The organism is Campylobacter concisus, assembly GCF_002165775.1.
GTDB lineage: Bacteria > Campylobacterota > Campylobacteria > Campylobacterales > Campylobacteraceae > Campylobacter_A > Campylobacter_A concisus_E.
The window spans coordinates 76,301-90,740 of sequence record NZ_NDYP01000003.1 but is presented as its reverse complement, the minus strand read 5'-3'; the positions used below and the strand labels follow the sequence as shown (position 1 = coordinate 90,740).

General features: G+C 35.2%; 13 protein-coding genes and 1 pseudogene. 5 read left to right on the top strand and 9 right to left on the bottom strand.

All coding sequences use genetic code 11. The features are described from left to right. Nucleotides 1–26: 26 nt before the first annotated feature. A pseudogene (gene secA / locus B9N66_RS03755) lies at nt 27–2,423 on the bottom strand (preprotein translocase subunit SecA); the annotation flags it as partial. Between the two features lie 97 nt (nt 2,424–2,520). Here secA and lolA point away from each other — a divergent pair. Continuing rightward, the gene (lolA, locus tag B9N66_RS03750; protein WP_054196481.1) at nt 2,521–3,033 is read left to right on the top strand and encodes a LolA-like outer membrane lipoprotein chaperone; all 513 of its coding nucleotides are present in this window, start codon (nt 2,521–2,523) and stop codon (nt 3,031–3,033) included. 26 nt (nt 3,034–3,059) lie between these two features. On the opposite strand, the gene B9N66_RS03745 is transcribed toward lolA, so the two are convergent. Genes B9N66_RS03745 through B9N66_RS03720 form a run of 6 tightly spaced genes read right to left on the bottom strand, consistent with a single transcriptional unit; the run spans nt 3,060 to nt 8,718 of the window. Further along, entirely contained in the window at nt 3,060–3,599 is a 540-nt protein-coding gene (locus B9N66_RS03745; protein ID WP_087579948.1) for a hypothetical protein, read from the bottom strand. Further along, nucleotides 3,596–4,915, bottom strand: a complete 1,320-nt coding sequence (locus tag B9N66_RS03740) for an ATP-dependent DNA helicase (RefSeq protein WP_087579947.1) — start codon at nt 4,913–4,915, stop codon at nt 3,596–3,598. Before B9N66_RS03740 ends, B9N66_RS03745 begins: the two co-directional genes overlap by 4 nt. Next, complete coding sequence (locus B9N66_RS03735; RefSeq protein WP_087579946.1) at nt 4,916–6,925, bottom strand: bifunctional C40 family peptidase/M15 family metallopeptidase; 2,010 nt, start codon at nt 6,923–6,925, stop codon at nt 4,916–4,918. Continuing rightward, nucleotides 6,922–7,416: a chemotaxis protein gene (locus tag B9N66_RS03730; protein ID WP_087579945.1), complete on the bottom strand. Its 495-nt coding sequence runs from the start codon at nt 7,414–7,416 to the stop codon at nt 6,922–6,924. The genes B9N66_RS03735 and B9N66_RS03730 overlap by 4 nt, the downstream gene beginning before the upstream one ends. Then, entirely contained in the window at nt 7,409–7,855 is a 447-nt protein-coding gene (locus B9N66_RS03725; protein WP_087579944.1) for a DUF523 domain-containing protein, read from the bottom strand. The genes B9N66_RS03730 and B9N66_RS03725 overlap by 8 nt, the downstream gene beginning before the upstream one ends. Then, nucleotides 7,852–8,718 carry a D-amino-acid transaminase gene (locus B9N66_RS03720; protein ID WP_087579943.1) on the bottom strand — a complete coding sequence of 289 codons (867 nt, stop codon included), beginning with the start codon at nt 8,716–8,718 and terminating at the stop codon, nt 7,852–7,854. Before B9N66_RS03720 ends, B9N66_RS03725 begins: the two co-directional genes overlap by 4 nt. 104 nt (nt 8,719–8,822) lie before the next feature. On the opposite strand from B9N66_RS03720, the gene B9N66_RS03715 reads away from it, so the two are divergent. After that, a complete protein-coding gene (locus tag B9N66_RS03715; protein WP_021090515.1) occupies nt 8,823–9,326 on the top strand; it encodes a hypothetical protein in 504 nt (167 codons plus the stop codon). Nucleotides 9,327–9,460: 134 nt separating this feature from the next. Here the strand turns inward: B9N66_RS03715 and B9N66_RS03710 are convergent, their stop codons facing one another. Together B9N66_RS03710 and rsmH are read right to left on the bottom strand one after the other, a co-directional pair. Further along, nucleotides 9,461–9,754, bottom strand: coding sequence for a hypothetical protein (locus B9N66_RS03710; RefSeq protein WP_087579942.1), 294 nt, complete (start codon nt 9,752–9,754; stop codon nt 9,461–9,463). A gap of 2 nt (nt 9,755–9,756) precedes the next feature. After that, nucleotides 9,757–10,680 carry a 16S rRNA (cytosine(1402)-N(4))-methyltransferase RsmH gene (gene rsmH / locus B9N66_RS03705; RefSeq protein ID WP_087579941.1) on the bottom strand — a complete coding sequence of 308 codons (924 nt, stop codon included), beginning with the start codon at nt 10,678–10,680 and terminating at the stop codon, nt 9,757–9,759. 127 nt (nt 10,681–10,807) lie between these two features. On the opposite strand from rsmH, the gene B9N66_RS03700 reads away from it, so the two are divergent. From B9N66_RS03700 to ftsA, 3 genes are all read left to right on the top strand, one after another. Continuing rightward, nucleotides 10,808–11,395: a class II aldolase and adducin N-terminal domain-containing protein gene (locus B9N66_RS03700; protein ID WP_084108231.1), complete on the top strand. Its 588-nt coding sequence runs from the start codon at nt 10,808–10,810 to the stop codon at nt 11,393–11,395. A gap of 139 nt (nt 11,396–11,534) precedes the next feature. Then, nucleotides 11,535–12,992, top strand: coding sequence for a peptidylprolyl isomerase (locus tag B9N66_RS03695; protein ID WP_087579940.1), 1,458 nt, complete (start codon nt 11,535–11,537; stop codon nt 12,990–12,992). Nucleotides 12,993–12,998: 6 nt separating this feature from the next. After that, nucleotides 12,999–14,426, top strand: a complete 1,428-nt coding sequence (gene ftsA / locus B9N66_RS03690; RefSeq protein WP_087579939.1) for a cell division protein FtsA — start codon at nt 12,999–13,001, stop codon at nt 14,424–14,426. The last annotated feature ends 14 nt before the right edge of the window (nt 14,427–14,440 follow it).

The window sequence follows — 14,440 nt, the reverse complement described above, 5'->3', positions numbered from 1 at the left end:
CTAGCTTGCTCTTCTTGCTCCTCACGGCTCTTAAATCTCACCACTTGAAGTGTCTTAACACTCTCACTTTTTAGCCTGCTAACTAGCTCCATAAAGAGGTTATAGCTCTCTTTTTTGTATTCGACAAGCGGATCTTTTTGATTATACCCTCTAAGGCCGATACCAGTTTTTAAGATATCCATTTGATAGAGGTGCTCTCTCCACGCATTATCAAGTACTTGAAGGTATAAAATTTTCTCTATCTCTTTTCTTTGATCTTCATTTAGCACGCTCATTTTTTCGTTATATCTTACTTCAAAAATTTGCGCAATCTTTTCTATTAGTTCATCATACTCTAGGCCTTTTAGCTCGCTCTCGTCTATCTCTTCGCCACAATCTGCAAGGATGATAGAGCATAAATTTTTAATATCAAAGTCATCTTTCAAGCCGCCATGGAAAATTTCAGCTGTATCAAGTAAATTTGCAGCGTACTCTTTTCTATTTTGAGCTATCTTTTCGCTCATATCGTAGTTTTTATCAAGTAGTTCATCGCGGTATTTGTAGATAGTCTTTCTTTGCTCGTTTGCCACGTCGTCATACTCAAGCAAGTGCTTTCTAGCCTCAAAGTGCAAGCTCTCAACTTTCTTTTGAGCATTTTCAACAGCTCTTGTTACCATGCGACTCTCGATACTCTCGCCCTCGTCGATACCAAGCCTATCCATGATCGCTTTTATGCGGTCACTACCAAAAATTCTTAAAAGATTATCTTCAAGACTTAGGTAAAATCTACTCATACCAGGATCCCCTTGACGTCCAGCACGACCACGCAGCTGATTATCTATCCTTCTACTTTCGTGCCTTTCGGTGCCTATGATATATAGACCGCCAAGGTCTCTAACCTCGTCGTTGATCCTGATATCAACACCACGTCCGGCCATATTTGTAGCGATAGTTACAGCGCCTTTTACACCAGCTTGTGCGATGATCTCAGCCTCTTTTTCGTGGTTTTTAGCATTTAGCACAGAGTGTGGGATGCCAACTTTTTTGAGCATCTCGTGAAGCACTTCACTTCGCTCGATACTTGCGGTTCCTACGAGCACTGGCTGGCCCTTTTCGTGAGCTTTTTTGATCTCGTCGATAACAGCCTTAAATTTCTCGTTTTGGGTTTTATAGATAAGGTCATTTGAGTCGATCCTGATAACTGGCACATTTGTAGGGATCGAGATAACATCAAGGTTGTAAATTTGAGAAAACTCAGTGGCCTCAGTCTGAGCCGTACCAGTCATACCTGCAAGCTTTTTATACATCCTAAAGTAGTTTTGATATGTTGTATCAGCTAGCGTTTGGCTCTCTTCTTGGATTTTTACACCCTCTTTTGCTTCAAGTGCTTGGTGAAGTCCCTCACTAAAGCGTCTACCCTCGCTTAGACGTCCGGTGAATTCATCAACTATAACAACTTCGCCCTCTTTTACAACGTAGTGAACGTCTTTTTCAAAGAGATTGTGAGCTTTTAGAGCTTGATCTAAGTGGTGGCTTAGTATAGCATTTTCAAGGTTATATAAATTTTCAACACCAAATAATTTTTCAGCCTTGCTTATGCCAGCTTCTGTGATCATTATCGTTCTATTTTTTTCATCTACTATAAAGTCTCCCGTTGGCTTTGAACCTGGCACGTTTGGATCAGCTGGAGCACCTCTAGTAAGCTGTTTTGCGACTTGATCAGCTCTTATATAGCCATCAAGCGTGCGGTTTGTTGGGCCAGAGATTATAAGCGGAGTTCTAGCCTCGTCTATCAAGATGCTATCGACCTCGTCCACGATAACAAAGTTATGGCCTCTTTGCACCTTTTGACCAGCTTCAAATTTCATATTGTCACGTAAATAGTCAAAGCCAAATTCTGAGTTTGTGCCATATGTTATATCGGCGTTATAAGCAGCTTGTCTTACGTTATCATCGTATCCACCGCTTAGTATCACATCGACACTTAAGCCTAAAAAGTTATAAAGCTCGCCCATTTGCGTAGAGTCACGCTTTGCAAGGTAGTCGTTTACGGTCACTACATGCACGCCCTTGCCACTCATCGCATTTAATATAACTGGCAAAGTCGCCACCAAGGTCTTACCCTCGCCCGTTTTCATCTCAGCGATCCTACCCTCGTTTAGTACCATTCCGCCTATTAGCTGTACGTCAAAATGGCGCATCTTAAGCACCCTTTTGCTAGCCTCTCTAACGATCGCAAAAACATCATTTAAAATTTCATCTAAAGTGACTTTTTCTTCTACTACTTGGGCTTTTAGTTCATTAAATTTGATCTTAAGCTCATCGTCGCTCATCTTTTCATAAGTTGGCTCGAGTGCATTTATCTGTGCAACGCGTCTTATATACTTTTTGACTTCTCTATCGTTTTTGGTGCCAAATATCTTTCTAAATACCGATGAAATCATTATTTTACCTTCCTAAATTTTTAAACTTTGGATCTTAGCATAGTTTAACTATTTATTTAATTAAACTGGGCTAGAATACGCCAAAAAAGGATAAAAAATGAGAAAATTTCTAGTTGCATCTCTCGTTGCAGTTTGCTCATTTGGTGCTGGCTTAAATTTCAAAAGCCTTCAAAGTGACTTTACGCAAACTGTATTTAGCGAAGGCAAAAGCATAAATTATAAGGGTAGATTTTACGCAAAAAACGACAATACTGCACTTTGGATATATGAAAGTCCAACGCCAAAAAGAATTTATTTTAACAAAGAGCGTGTGATCGTGATTGAGGACGAGCTCGAGCAAGCCATCATTTCAAAGCTTGATGATACGCCAAATTTGACACAAATCTTGGCTCATGCGGAGCAAATTCAACCAACACTTTACAAAGCAATATACGACGGAGTTGAGTACTTTATAACTATTAAAAACACGCTTCCAACGACGATTGACTATAAAGACAAGCTTTCAAATAAGATAAAAATAACTCTAAGCAACCCAGTAAAAGACGCGCTCATACCACAAGAGACGCTAACTCCTGTCATTCCTCAAGGTTATGACATTGTAAATCAATAAATTTGGCTAGCTTTAGCCAAATTTACTCACTTTTCTCCAAAATCTTTTCCAAATTCTTGAACATTATTTAGATCAATAGGCTTTTGAACTACGTCATTTGGATCTGGCGAGATGATGATCTCATTGCCTTTTTTCTTCTTTTCTGGTTTTGTTATAATCTCTTCATTAACACTTGGATCGGAGCATAAATTTTGGCTTTTTATTGCTTTTATGATCTCGCTTAGCTCAAGATTATTTATCACTTTTATATTTAAGATAAGCACATCATCGATATCAAGAGAGTGCTTTTTGGCTGCGTATTTTATGAAAAGCTCTTTAAATTTCTCTTTTCCCATTGAGGTTAAAATATCTTCCACGTAAAAGCTACCAACTATTATGTTTAAAGCATCAAGCACATACGCTTCATTTTCTTCAACATCACGTCCGACAACTTCAAGGTTCATATTTATCTTTTTTGTTAAATTTTGTCCAGCTTTTGAATAAATATCTGTTTGAAAATCTCTTACTTTTAGCACGTCTGCAAATGCAAAAACACAAAAAGCAAGGCTTAAAAATAGCTTTCTCATAAATTCTCCTTAATATGCAAAAATACGTTTTCTTGGTAAAATTTCTTAACTTCGTCGTCAATTTTAACCACTTTTCTTAAATGCTGCCTAAAATCACTTTTTTTATCATAAAAAAGTTTTAAATTTTTAGGACTTACTGCACGAGAAAGTGCGACATAGAGTTGTCCTTTGGCAAAAATATGGTTGATATTACAAATGAGCGAGTTTATGCTCATTCCTTGAGATTTGTGGATAGTTAGAGCGTAAGCAAGCTTAAATGGAAACTGATAGAGCGATGCCTGTACATTTTCTTCGATCTCATCTTCGTTTAAATTTAACGAACTAAATATATAAGCGGCTTTTTCTATCTCGCAAATTTCGCCGCTATCTTTTTTCACGATCACGCTTGAGATGACTCCGTTTTCTTTTAAGATTTGCATGATCTTGCCTTGCTCACCGTTATAGTACTCACCCCATTTATTTGACGTAAAGATGATCTTAGCGCCTATCTTCATCTCCAAATCCCTTGAGATATTTAGCGTATTTGCCCATTTTTCAAACTCTTTTTTATCTAAATTTTCATCCAAAATGCTCACATCTGAGTTTGAAATTTCAAGTGGCGTGCTAAGCTCTGAGAGCCTTTTTTGATTTAGCATTTCAGCCTCGGCATTTCTGCCAAAAAGTACACTTGTATCATCATCTGGCTCTATCTTGGTCACTCTTAAACTCTCTATATAGCTAATTATTTCATCATCTAGCTCGCCAACTCTAAGACGAGAGAGAATCTCATAAAATTTAAGATCGTTTGTACGCTTTGAGACCAGTAGCTCGACATTTGTAAATTTCATATCCTCCCACGCACTGGAGTTAAAAGCGTATAAAAAATTAAAAAGCCTATTTTCGTTTTGCTCCTTTTGCACTGGCGGAAGCTGATAAAAATCACCCACTATAAGCACCCTACCTTTAAATTTGGAAGTAAGTAAGCGGTATCTTATCATCTCCATTAAATCTGAGCTCACCATTGAAATTTCATCAATTACAAGCAGATCACATGCATCTAGCATATTTCTTAGCTTGCTTAGTTTGTCTTTTTGATGATAGTCAAAGCGCCTTAGCTCCTCATAGTCCTTACAGTAGCCAAATTTAAAAAAACTATGCAAGCTAACTCCTCCAAGGCTAACGGCACTTATACCAGTTGAGCCAAGGATTATGACGTTTTTAAAATTTTCTTTGTAGTATCTGATGACAGAGGCAGTTAGATAGCTCTTGCCAACACCGCCACCGCCTGTTAAAAAGACGTTTGAGCGAGATAAAATTTCTAAAATTTGATCTTTCATCTACTCAAACATCTCTGGGCGATACTCAAAATGCATCGTATCAAAGTGCTTCCAGCGTCCACCCCAGATAAATTTATGTTTTTCAAAAACACGCACTATCTTTTCAGGGATGAGGTTTTGATAGCCATTGCTCCACTGCCAGTAGTGGCTCTTTTTCACATTTATATCGATCGCAATGCCGTAGCTGTGCGGACTCAAGCGGTTTGTGCCAGCGATGATGCGCCACTTAAATGTCCCGCCTGGATCTTTTAAATACTCGAGCAAACTCATATCATGTTTTACCATCTCATTTAGCTCATTACTTACATCTTGTAAAGCAGCTGCGGCTCCATTTTTAGAGTTAAATGGTAGTTTCATCGCAAAGCTATCTTTTAGCCAAACGACATCTACCAAATTTGCTTTTACCTCGCTCTCGCTTGAGCCATAAATTTTGCCTAAAAGCTCGTAGTTTCTACATCTGCCAGCATCACTTAGTGCAGTGCTAAGCGGCGAAAATGCAGCGTAATCAAGCGCATTCATATCCTCTATATCAGCACCAATACTACACTCATCATCTTTTTGTTTAAAGTCATCATAGACAAATATTGTTCCATCACCGAATTTGACCAAATTATCCTCAACCTTAACATCATAAGCCCTTTGTAAAGCTAAAATTTTTCTAGCTTTATCACTTATTACATTTTCGGGCTTTATCACATTTATAGAATCGACCTTTGAAATAAGCAAATTTGAGTTTTGTATATCGCTTCTGTTTTGTCCGATGTTTAATGTAGTGACTGCCGTAGCACCGATTAACGCCCTGCCGTTATTTTCGGTTTTTAACCCCCAAGCATCATGCACCACATATATATCATCGCCCTTGTATCCAGCATAAAGCATGATATGCCCTGGCAGATGCACGAGTGTAAGATATGGCACACCTTTTTCTTTTATCTCTTTTGTCTTAGCGGCGTTACTAAGTCCTTTTAGATCAAATTTTTGCCCCATATTTGCTTGAGCTCTTGAGTTTCTGGGTAACCACACGCCAAAACTTGCTAGCAGATCTTTGGTAAAAAGCGAGCAATCCCTTAGCTTATCGACCCCACCCCAACCATAAGGCTGAGTAAGAAGGGAACTAATAAGTGTTTTTAGATTTGAGTCATTAAATTTAAGAGGAAAAAGAGCGCCAACAGACTTTGGCAACACAAATTCTCTCAAGAGATTTCTTACATAAATTTTACCGTAGTAATTTTTACTATCCTGAGTTAAAACTGGCAGTATCGCTCCAACTCTTGAATAAAACAAGAAATTTCCGGCCTTATCATAAACTGGCATTTTATCCGTTTTTATAGTCACAAAACTTGATTTTTGATAGGCATTTGCCTCATCGTCGCTTATAAATTTAATATCCTCGACCTTTACCCAACCCCAAACCGCATCATCGCTAACAAATGCCCATGCCCTGTCTTTAGAAAGATGTGAGACAAAAAGTGGGTGAGCGATGCTTAGGGTTGATTCTTGCAGATAATCAAACGGATAGCCCTCTCCTGGAGTTTGCGGATTTAAAAATATCGGCTCATCGGTTGGAAAATTTCTCAAAGCTGTGTTTGCCGAAGTTAAAGCATAAGCAGATATGCTTGAAAGAGCTGAAAAATTTGCATTGTCCTTTTGTGCGTCAAACCAGCTTTGAGGTATCTGTCTAAAATTTGAGCCAAAATACTTTCTCTTTTCGCTTGGCTTATATATATTAAATGCCCAAAAGACATCGTTTGGATTAAATTTTACGCCCCTTAATGTAAAAACCTTAAACCTTCTTTTTAAAATTTCTTCTTGGTCAAAGCTTGCACTTTGCATATTTTTCGGTAGCGACGAGGCATCTTGCTTCATTTCAAAATCAAGCAAACTAATGCGTTCATTTGGCTTATATACATTTTCATCCGGTAAAGAATTTTGCACACTTGGCTTTGGCTGGGTCTGCGAACATCCCAAAAACAAAGCAACACTAAATGCTAAAAATATGCCCTTTTTCAACTTTTTTCCTTATCCTTAAAAATAGCTTCTACAATCAAAACAAAAACATAAAACATCTTTTCATCGTTGTTTTTACAAATTTGTTTCATCGTCTCATTCTCGCTTTTTACTTTTATGTCATTTGATCTCAAAATTTTTACAATATCCGAGCCAAATTTCTTTGAAAGCTCGCCCACTTTTACATCATTTAGAGCGTTTAAAAATCTAGTAGTGTTACAATCCATCTGCACTGGCTTGTGATTTAAGATGTTTTTAAACTCAAGGCTTAGCTTCTTTAACTTTTTTTTCTTAACATAACTATGAACAATCGTCAAGACAACCAAACTAAAGCCAAAGAAAATGTGTAAATTCAGCGAATTTTCACTCATCTCCCCATTCAAGAAAAGAACGCCGCTCATAAAAAGACCGATCACACAGATAAAAAGCAACAACAAGATGATGTACTTAAAAATCACCTCAAGTATAATGTTGTCTTTTAGCCTATCAAACATCAAACCCTACTATCTCATCTTCGACGTAAACTAAAATTTCATTTTCTTTTAGCAGTTTTGCTGTGATGCCATCGCCTAAAATAAGCCTCTTACTAAAACTTCCGTCATAAATTTGTCCACTTCCACAACTTGGACTTTTTGATTTTAAAATAGCCTTTTTGCAACCATTTAGTTTGGCTATTCTCAGGCAAATTTCTGCTCCTTTTTTAAAATTTTCGCTCACATCTTTACCTGAAAATTTACAAATAACTGCACCATTTTTCATCTCAGCTGGCTCCCTTGGCGTACTAAGCCCACCGTAAACCTCTGGACAAACAAAAAGCAGATGATATCTCTTTGAAATTTCATCCAAAACATCTTTATTTAAGAGATTATTTTCGCCGTTAAATTTACAATTTATGCCGACTAGGCAAGCACTTATTAAGATTTTTTCTCTCAAAGTCCAGCTTCTTTTAAAAGTTCACCAGCATAAATTTCACGAAGTTTGCTTGAAATTTCTCCCACTTTTGCGCCATTTATTGCCTTGCCATCAGCATAAACGACTGGTAAGAGTATGAGTGTTGCAGCCGAGATAAAGACTTCATCAGCGCCATAAACTTCATCCATGCTAAATTTTCGCTCCTCTATCTTAAGGCCGATATCTTTAGCAATCTTTAAAAGTCTCATTCGGCGAATTCCTGGCAAAATTTCATTTGAAAGTGGTTTTGTAATTAAAGTTTTATCCTTGATGATAAAAGCACTCGAGCTACAGCCCTCTGTAACAAAGCCATTTTCTACCATAAAGCCCTCATCTGCACCTTTTTTGTGAGCTTTATTTTTAGCGTAGCACTGAGCCAGAAGTGAGATAGACTTGATGTCACGCCTTTTCCACCTGATATCCTCGACGCTCACGACTTTTATGCCAGTTTTTGCAGCAGGATTGTTTAAAATTTCACCCTCGTAACAGAAAATAAAGACACTTGGTGTTAAATTTTCTATGAAATAGAAATTTCTAAACGCCACGCCTCTTGTTACTTGCATGTAAATTCCGCCCTCTTTTAAGGCATTTTTGGAGATTATCTCGTTTAAGATCGCTTCAAATTTTTCCTTTTCATAGGGCAAGCTTATATCTATTTCATTTAAACTTCTTTCAAACCTCGCCCAAAATCCATCTTTATCAACCATTTTTGAATTTATCACAGGCACAACCTCATAAATTCCATCACCAAATATAAATCCTCTATCAAAAGCACTAACTTTTGCCTCATCTTTTTGCAAAAATTCTCCGTTTAAAAAAACGGTTTGTAAAGCTTGATCTGCCATTTTTAGCTCCTTAAATTTTGGGCAAATTGTATCTAATTTTGTTTGAATTTATAGATTCTTAGATATAATGAGACAAAATTTCAAAGGTAAAAAGTCTATAAAAAATGCAAGAAACTTTAAAAGATAGAATCATAAAAAACGTTTTTTTTGTTTCAAAACAGCCAGTTTTATTTAGGGATCTACTTGAAGCGAATGCCCTTTTTAACGAAGGTATGCTAATAGACGGAGCAAAGTTAAATTTTAGATTTAATCACATCAAGCTCTATCAGATTTACGCACTTATCTGTTTTGTCATTTTATTTCCATTGTTAATCATCACGCATCATTTTTTAGCAAAAACTGATGCGCACATATCGATAATAGCGACTGCTGTCGTCACTTCGGCCGTTTTCATTGGCTTTGATATGTTTAAAGTTTGGGCAAGAAGAGAGATAAGTCACGATCTTATCAAGAAAGCCTGGAGTGTGCATTTTCCCTATTTTAGCTATGAAAAGTATTCAAGCAAGGTCGAAGAAATTTATAATACTGCTATAAAAAATGACATATCAAAAAAAGATTTAGAACAATATATATATGAAAAGCTAATCTCTCAAAAAGAAAGTAATTAGCAAGTTAAAAATAGGCTTTGTTTATTGAGCTAATTTTATTTTTGTGTAGTTATATACAAAATGGCTATATTATTTGCCAATATAATTGAATCGCCAAAATTTAGATGAGAATAAATAAAGCTTTAAATGTTTCGTTATTTCCATTGGCGCTCTTGCATAGTGTTTAAAATTTGATTTTTATAACGTAAATTTTCGAGCTTTATATTAAGAGCTCTATTTTCCTCTAAAAGCATATCTCGCTTACCGCTAACATCCGCTATATCTCTACTTATATAATAAATTTGATTTGCTATGTAAATTTTTGGCAAAAATATAGCTAGAGCTATAAAAACAGCTAAATAGACCATCACTAATGTCTTAAAGCTTAAATTTACCTCACGTTTTTGCTCCTCGTCGTGAAGCGTCAACAGCTCTTCTTTTTCTTGCATCTTTATCCTTTTATCTTAAAAATTCGAAGTTTTGCGCTCTTACTTCGCGAGTTTATCTTTAGCTCACTGCTACTTGCTGTTAGTGGCTTTTTGGTTAAAATTTCTCCTAGTTCGTGATTGTTTCCGCATTCACATCTATAAACACCAGGTAAACAGATACAGCTATTCGCCCATCTTTTAAAGCGCTCTTTTACGATCCTATCTTCAAGCGAGTGAAATGTAATAATCGCCACAAGACAATCTTTAAACCCACATTTTTCTATACTATCAAGTAAATTTGTTAGCTCATCTAGCTCACCATTTACCTCTATCCTAATCGCTTGAAAGGCGAGTATCGCAGGGCTAACTCCGCGCCCTTTTATCTGGGCTGTACCTATTAAATTTGCAAGCTCTTTTGCACTTGTTATCTTGCCAAAATTTCTAGCATTTATAATCTTGTTCGCAATCCCGGCAGCATTTTTTATCTCGCCATAATCTCTAAAAATTCTAACCAACTCGTCAAAAGAGTAATCATTTACAACGTCAAATGCGCTAAAATTTCGCTCTTTGTCCATGCGCATATCAAGCGTACTTGAGCCAAGACTAAAGCCCCTATCATCTTTATCTATCTGAAGCGAGCTAACACCAATGTCAGCCAAAATTCCTCTAACATTTAAAATTTCTTCTTGACTTAGCTTGCTAGTCAATTCAGAGAAGTTACTTTTATAAATTTTAACCCTACTACCAAATGGCTCAAGTTTTTTTAGTGAAAAATTTATAGCTTCGTTATCTCTATCACAGGCAATTAAATTTAAATTTTCGTTTTGAGATAAAATGGCACTAGAATGTCCGGCATATCCAAGCGTACAATCTATAAAATTTCCATTTAAATTTTTAAAAAAAGATAGAACTTCATCAAGTAAAACACTGATATGTGGACTTTGCAACGCTGCCTCTTTATAGTAAATAGTGTGGAAAATTTATCGAAATTTTACTTAAAAAGCTATCATTACACAAAATTTTACATAAATTTTAAGATAGCTTAAATATAATCGCTTAAACGTAGGAGAAAAAATGGAGCTAGAACACTCAATAAATGAGATAAAAACGATATCACTTTCTATGTTTAGAAAGAATTTTTTTGGCGTCTTTCACGGCTCGATTTCGGCAAGAGTCGAAAAAAATCAATTTATAATCAATAAACAAAATGCCATTTTTGATAATTTAAAAGATGATGATTTGACACTTCTTTCATCAAAAAAAGACTATCGTTGGAATGAAGCTAGTCTTGATGCTGATATACACTTAAATATTTATAAAAATATAAATGAGGCAAGATTTGTTTGCTACGCGATGCCACCATACGCAACTGCCTACGCGATGAAACATGAAAAAATTGTACCGAAAGATTATTTTGGGTATATGAGATTTGATAAAATTTCTGTTTATGATCCAAAACAATATGATGACTGGTATGAACGTGCAGAAACTGAAATTTATAGATATATGCTAGAAAAAAACACAAACATTATTATCGTTAAAGGATATGGCATTTACGCATACAGTAGAAGCCCTCAGCTTCTTGCAAAAGAGATAGCTTTGCTAGAAAATAGCTGCAAATTGCTTCATTTAACTAGTGGTTATAGCGATTATAGTATTTAAGAATTTTGCTAACAATGCTAAAAAATTGTTAGCAAAATTCTTCACAAAGGTATTTTTAAAGCCCCTATTTTAAGCTTATTTAAGGCAATTTTATATAATATATCATACAAATTTCGTTAGTCTTTTAAAGGAAAATTTAATGTTGTCTTGGATGCAAAAACATAAAAAATACCTAGTTGTTACCATTTGGGTAAGTACAATAGCCTTTGTTGGAGCAGGCTTTGTAGGCTGGGGAGCATATGATTTAAACAGCAATCGAGCCACCTCAGTAGCAAAAGTAGGACACAGAAATATAAGCATTCAAGAACTACAACAAAAATACGATAGCTTATATCAATACTATAACAATCTTTTCGATGGCAAATTAACACAAGAAAAGGCTAATGAGTTAGGCTTACAAAATGCTGCACTTCAGGCTACAATTCAAGAGAATTTACTATTAAATTTTGCAGACGATATAGGTCTTAGTGTTAGCAAAGATGATATTTTAAAATATATAATCGCTGATCCAACATTTCAAAAAGATGGTACTTTTGATAAAAATTTATACTACGATATTTTAAGAAGAGCTAGAATAAATCCAACTGATTTTGAAGAAAATTTAAAACTAACAATACTACTTGATAAGCTTAGAACTATTTTAAATTTACCAGCTAGCAAAGAAGACATTGCAATGATGGAAGCAAGCTTTTTTATGCAAGACAAATTAGCAATACAGATAATAAATGCTAATCAAAGTGATATAAAAATAGATGAAAAAGAACTAAAGAATCTTTGGGAAACAGATAAAAACAACTATATGACAAAGACTATATACGGTCTAGAAACATACTTTATAGAGTCAAATAAAAATGATGTAAATCAAACTACTTTGAGTGACTACTATAACGATAACAAGGAGAGATACAAAGGCTCTGATGATAAAATCAAATCATTTGACGAAGTAAAGACTGAAGTTGTCAAAGACTACAATATTGAGAAAAGTAAGACCGATGCTTTAAAAAAATATACCTCTATCAAAAAAGCTGAGCTTGCAACAAATGAATTTGTTAGTATAAATGAAGATAATGCGACATTCTCGCTCGATGAAATAAAAGGGGCAAAAGTTGGTGAGGTGATAAAACCGTTTACATATAAAGATGGATATTTGATAGTTAGAGTAAAAAGTATAACTCCTCCACAACCTATGAGTTTTGAACAAGCAAGAGCAATGGTGCTTGAAATTTACAAAGATAAAAAGAAAAAAGAAAACCTAATAACCATAGCAAAAGAGTCTTTACAAAATTTCAAAGGAACTGATATAGGCTTTATCAGTAGAGATATAAATGGCTCTATCTTGGGACTAAATGAAAGTGAAACTAGAGCTTTTGTTTCTCAACTTTTTGAAACTAACAACAAAAAAGATTATGTTATATTAGAAGATAAGGCCGTTATATACGATATTTTGGAACAAAGGTTGCTTGTAGATAATATAGATAATAACTATAAGCAAATAACACAGCAAAACGTTACAATGCTTAAAAATAATGAGTTAATAAAAGATTTAACAAACAAACTAAAAAAATACTATGAAATTAAAGAATATATCAAAAGGTAATTTATCTTGAGTACAAAAATTTTAGGTATAGATATCGGCTCTTTCCAGATTTGTGCAGTAATAGCACAACATGATGAAAATGGTATTAAGATAATTGGAATTGGAACTGAAAAAACGCAGGGAATAAGAAAAGGTGTTATAACTAATATTGAACAAGCTGCAAAGTCGATAAAAAATGCATTAATAGAAGCACAAAGAGTTGCAGGAACACGCTATGAAAAAGTCATAGTTTCTATTTCTGGTGCGTATACGAAAAGCGTTGACAGTAGTGGTGTAGTGAATATACCAAATCATGAAATAGGTATAAAAGAGATCGAACGTGCTATGCAAATGGCCGATCATACAGCTGATATACCTCATGAATATGAAAAATTACATGTTCTTCCTTATAATTTTAAAGTAGATGGGCAAGAACACATTGAAGATCCAATAGGCATGAATGGTAGTAGACTGGAAGTGCAAACACATATTGTTACAGTACAAAAATCATCTATTAGCAACCTAAGAAAAGCCGTAAATTTAGCAGGCGTTCAACTAGATAACATAGTGCTTTCAGGATATGCTTCTGCGATAGCAACATTAACAAAAGATGAGAAAGAGCTTGGTGCCGCACTTGTTGATATGGGTGGTGCTACTTGTAATCTTGTAGTGCATTCTGGAAATTCTATAAGATACAATGAATTTTTACCTGTTGGCTCAGCAAACATTACAAATGATCTTTCTATGGCTCTGCATACACCACTTCCAAAGGCAGAAGAGATAAAATTAGGCTATGGCGCTTTAATAAATAAGTCAGTTGATCTAATAGAGCTCCCGATCCTTGGAGATGAAACAAAAAGCCACGAAGTTTCACTAGACATAATATCAAATGTTATATATGCCAGAGCAGAAGAAACCCTTATGGTACTTGCTAAGATGCTAGAAGATAGTGGCTATAAAGATAGCATTGGTGCTGGAATAATACTTACTGGCGGTATGACTAAGTTAGAAGGCATTAGAGATCTTGCATCTGCGATATTTGATAAAATGCCAGTTCGTATAGCAAAACCAAAAGAAATGGATGGATTATTTGAAATTTTAAGAGATCCAGCAAATTCTTGTGCTATAGGACTTTGTTTATATGGTGCTGGCAACTTTAGCCCATACGAAATTGATTCTGAGAAAAAAATGAGATACCAAGGGGAAATAGCCTCAAAACCGAAAGCAAATTTTAGAAATGTTTTTGCAGAAGAAGAAAACGTACAAAATTTTGGACAAGAGGTGCAGGATCCAAATGAAAAAGAGGATAGTTTTTCTGATAAAGATTTTGAATTAGAGGTAGCAAATAAATCAAAAAATAAAGAAGAGCTTGCCAATATTGCAGATATTAGCAAACAAGAAAAAAAGCCAAATGCTTTTGCAAAATTTTGGTATAGTATTACACAATTATTTTAAGGAGAATTTCAAAA

What these genes read in the sequence shown, in the direction of transcription:
- B9N66_RS03740 (WP_087579947.1), bottom strand. Translation starts at nt 4,915, where the DNA reads ATGAAAGATCAAATTTTAGAAATTTTATCTCGCTCAAACGTCTTTTTA.
- B9N66_RS03710 (WP_087579942.1), bottom strand. Translation starts at nt 9,754, where the DNA reads ATGCAAGAAAAAGAAGAGCTGTTGACGCTTCACGACGAGGAGCAAAAA.
- B9N66_RS03730 (WP_087579945.1), bottom strand. Translation starts at nt 7,416, where the DNA reads ATGTTTGATAGGCTAAAAGACAACATTATACTTGAGGTGATTTTTAAG.
- B9N66_RS03695 (WP_087579940.1), top strand. Translation starts at nt 11,535, where the DNA reads ATGTTGTCTTGGATGCAAAAACATAAAAAATACCTAGTTGTTACCATT.
- B9N66_RS03715 (WP_021090515.1), top strand. Translation starts at nt 8,823, where the DNA reads ATGCAAGAAACTTTAAAAGATAGAATCATAAAAAACGTTTTTTTTGTT.
- lolA (WP_054196481.1), top strand. Translation starts at nt 2,521, where the DNA reads ATGAGAAAATTTCTAGTTGCATCTCTCGTTGCAGTTTGCTCATTTGGT.
- B9N66_RS03745 (WP_087579948.1), bottom strand. Translation starts at nt 3,599, where the DNA reads ATGAGAAAGCTATTTTTAAGCCTTGCTTTTTGTGTTTTTGCATTTGCA.
- B9N66_RS03720 (WP_087579943.1), bottom strand. Translation starts at nt 8,718, where the DNA reads ATGGCAGATCAAGCTTTACAAACCGTTTTTTTAAACGGAGAATTTTTG.
- B9N66_RS03700 (WP_084108231.1), top strand. Translation starts at nt 10,808, where the DNA reads ATGGAGCTAGAACACTCAATAAATGAGATAAAAACGATATCACTTTCT.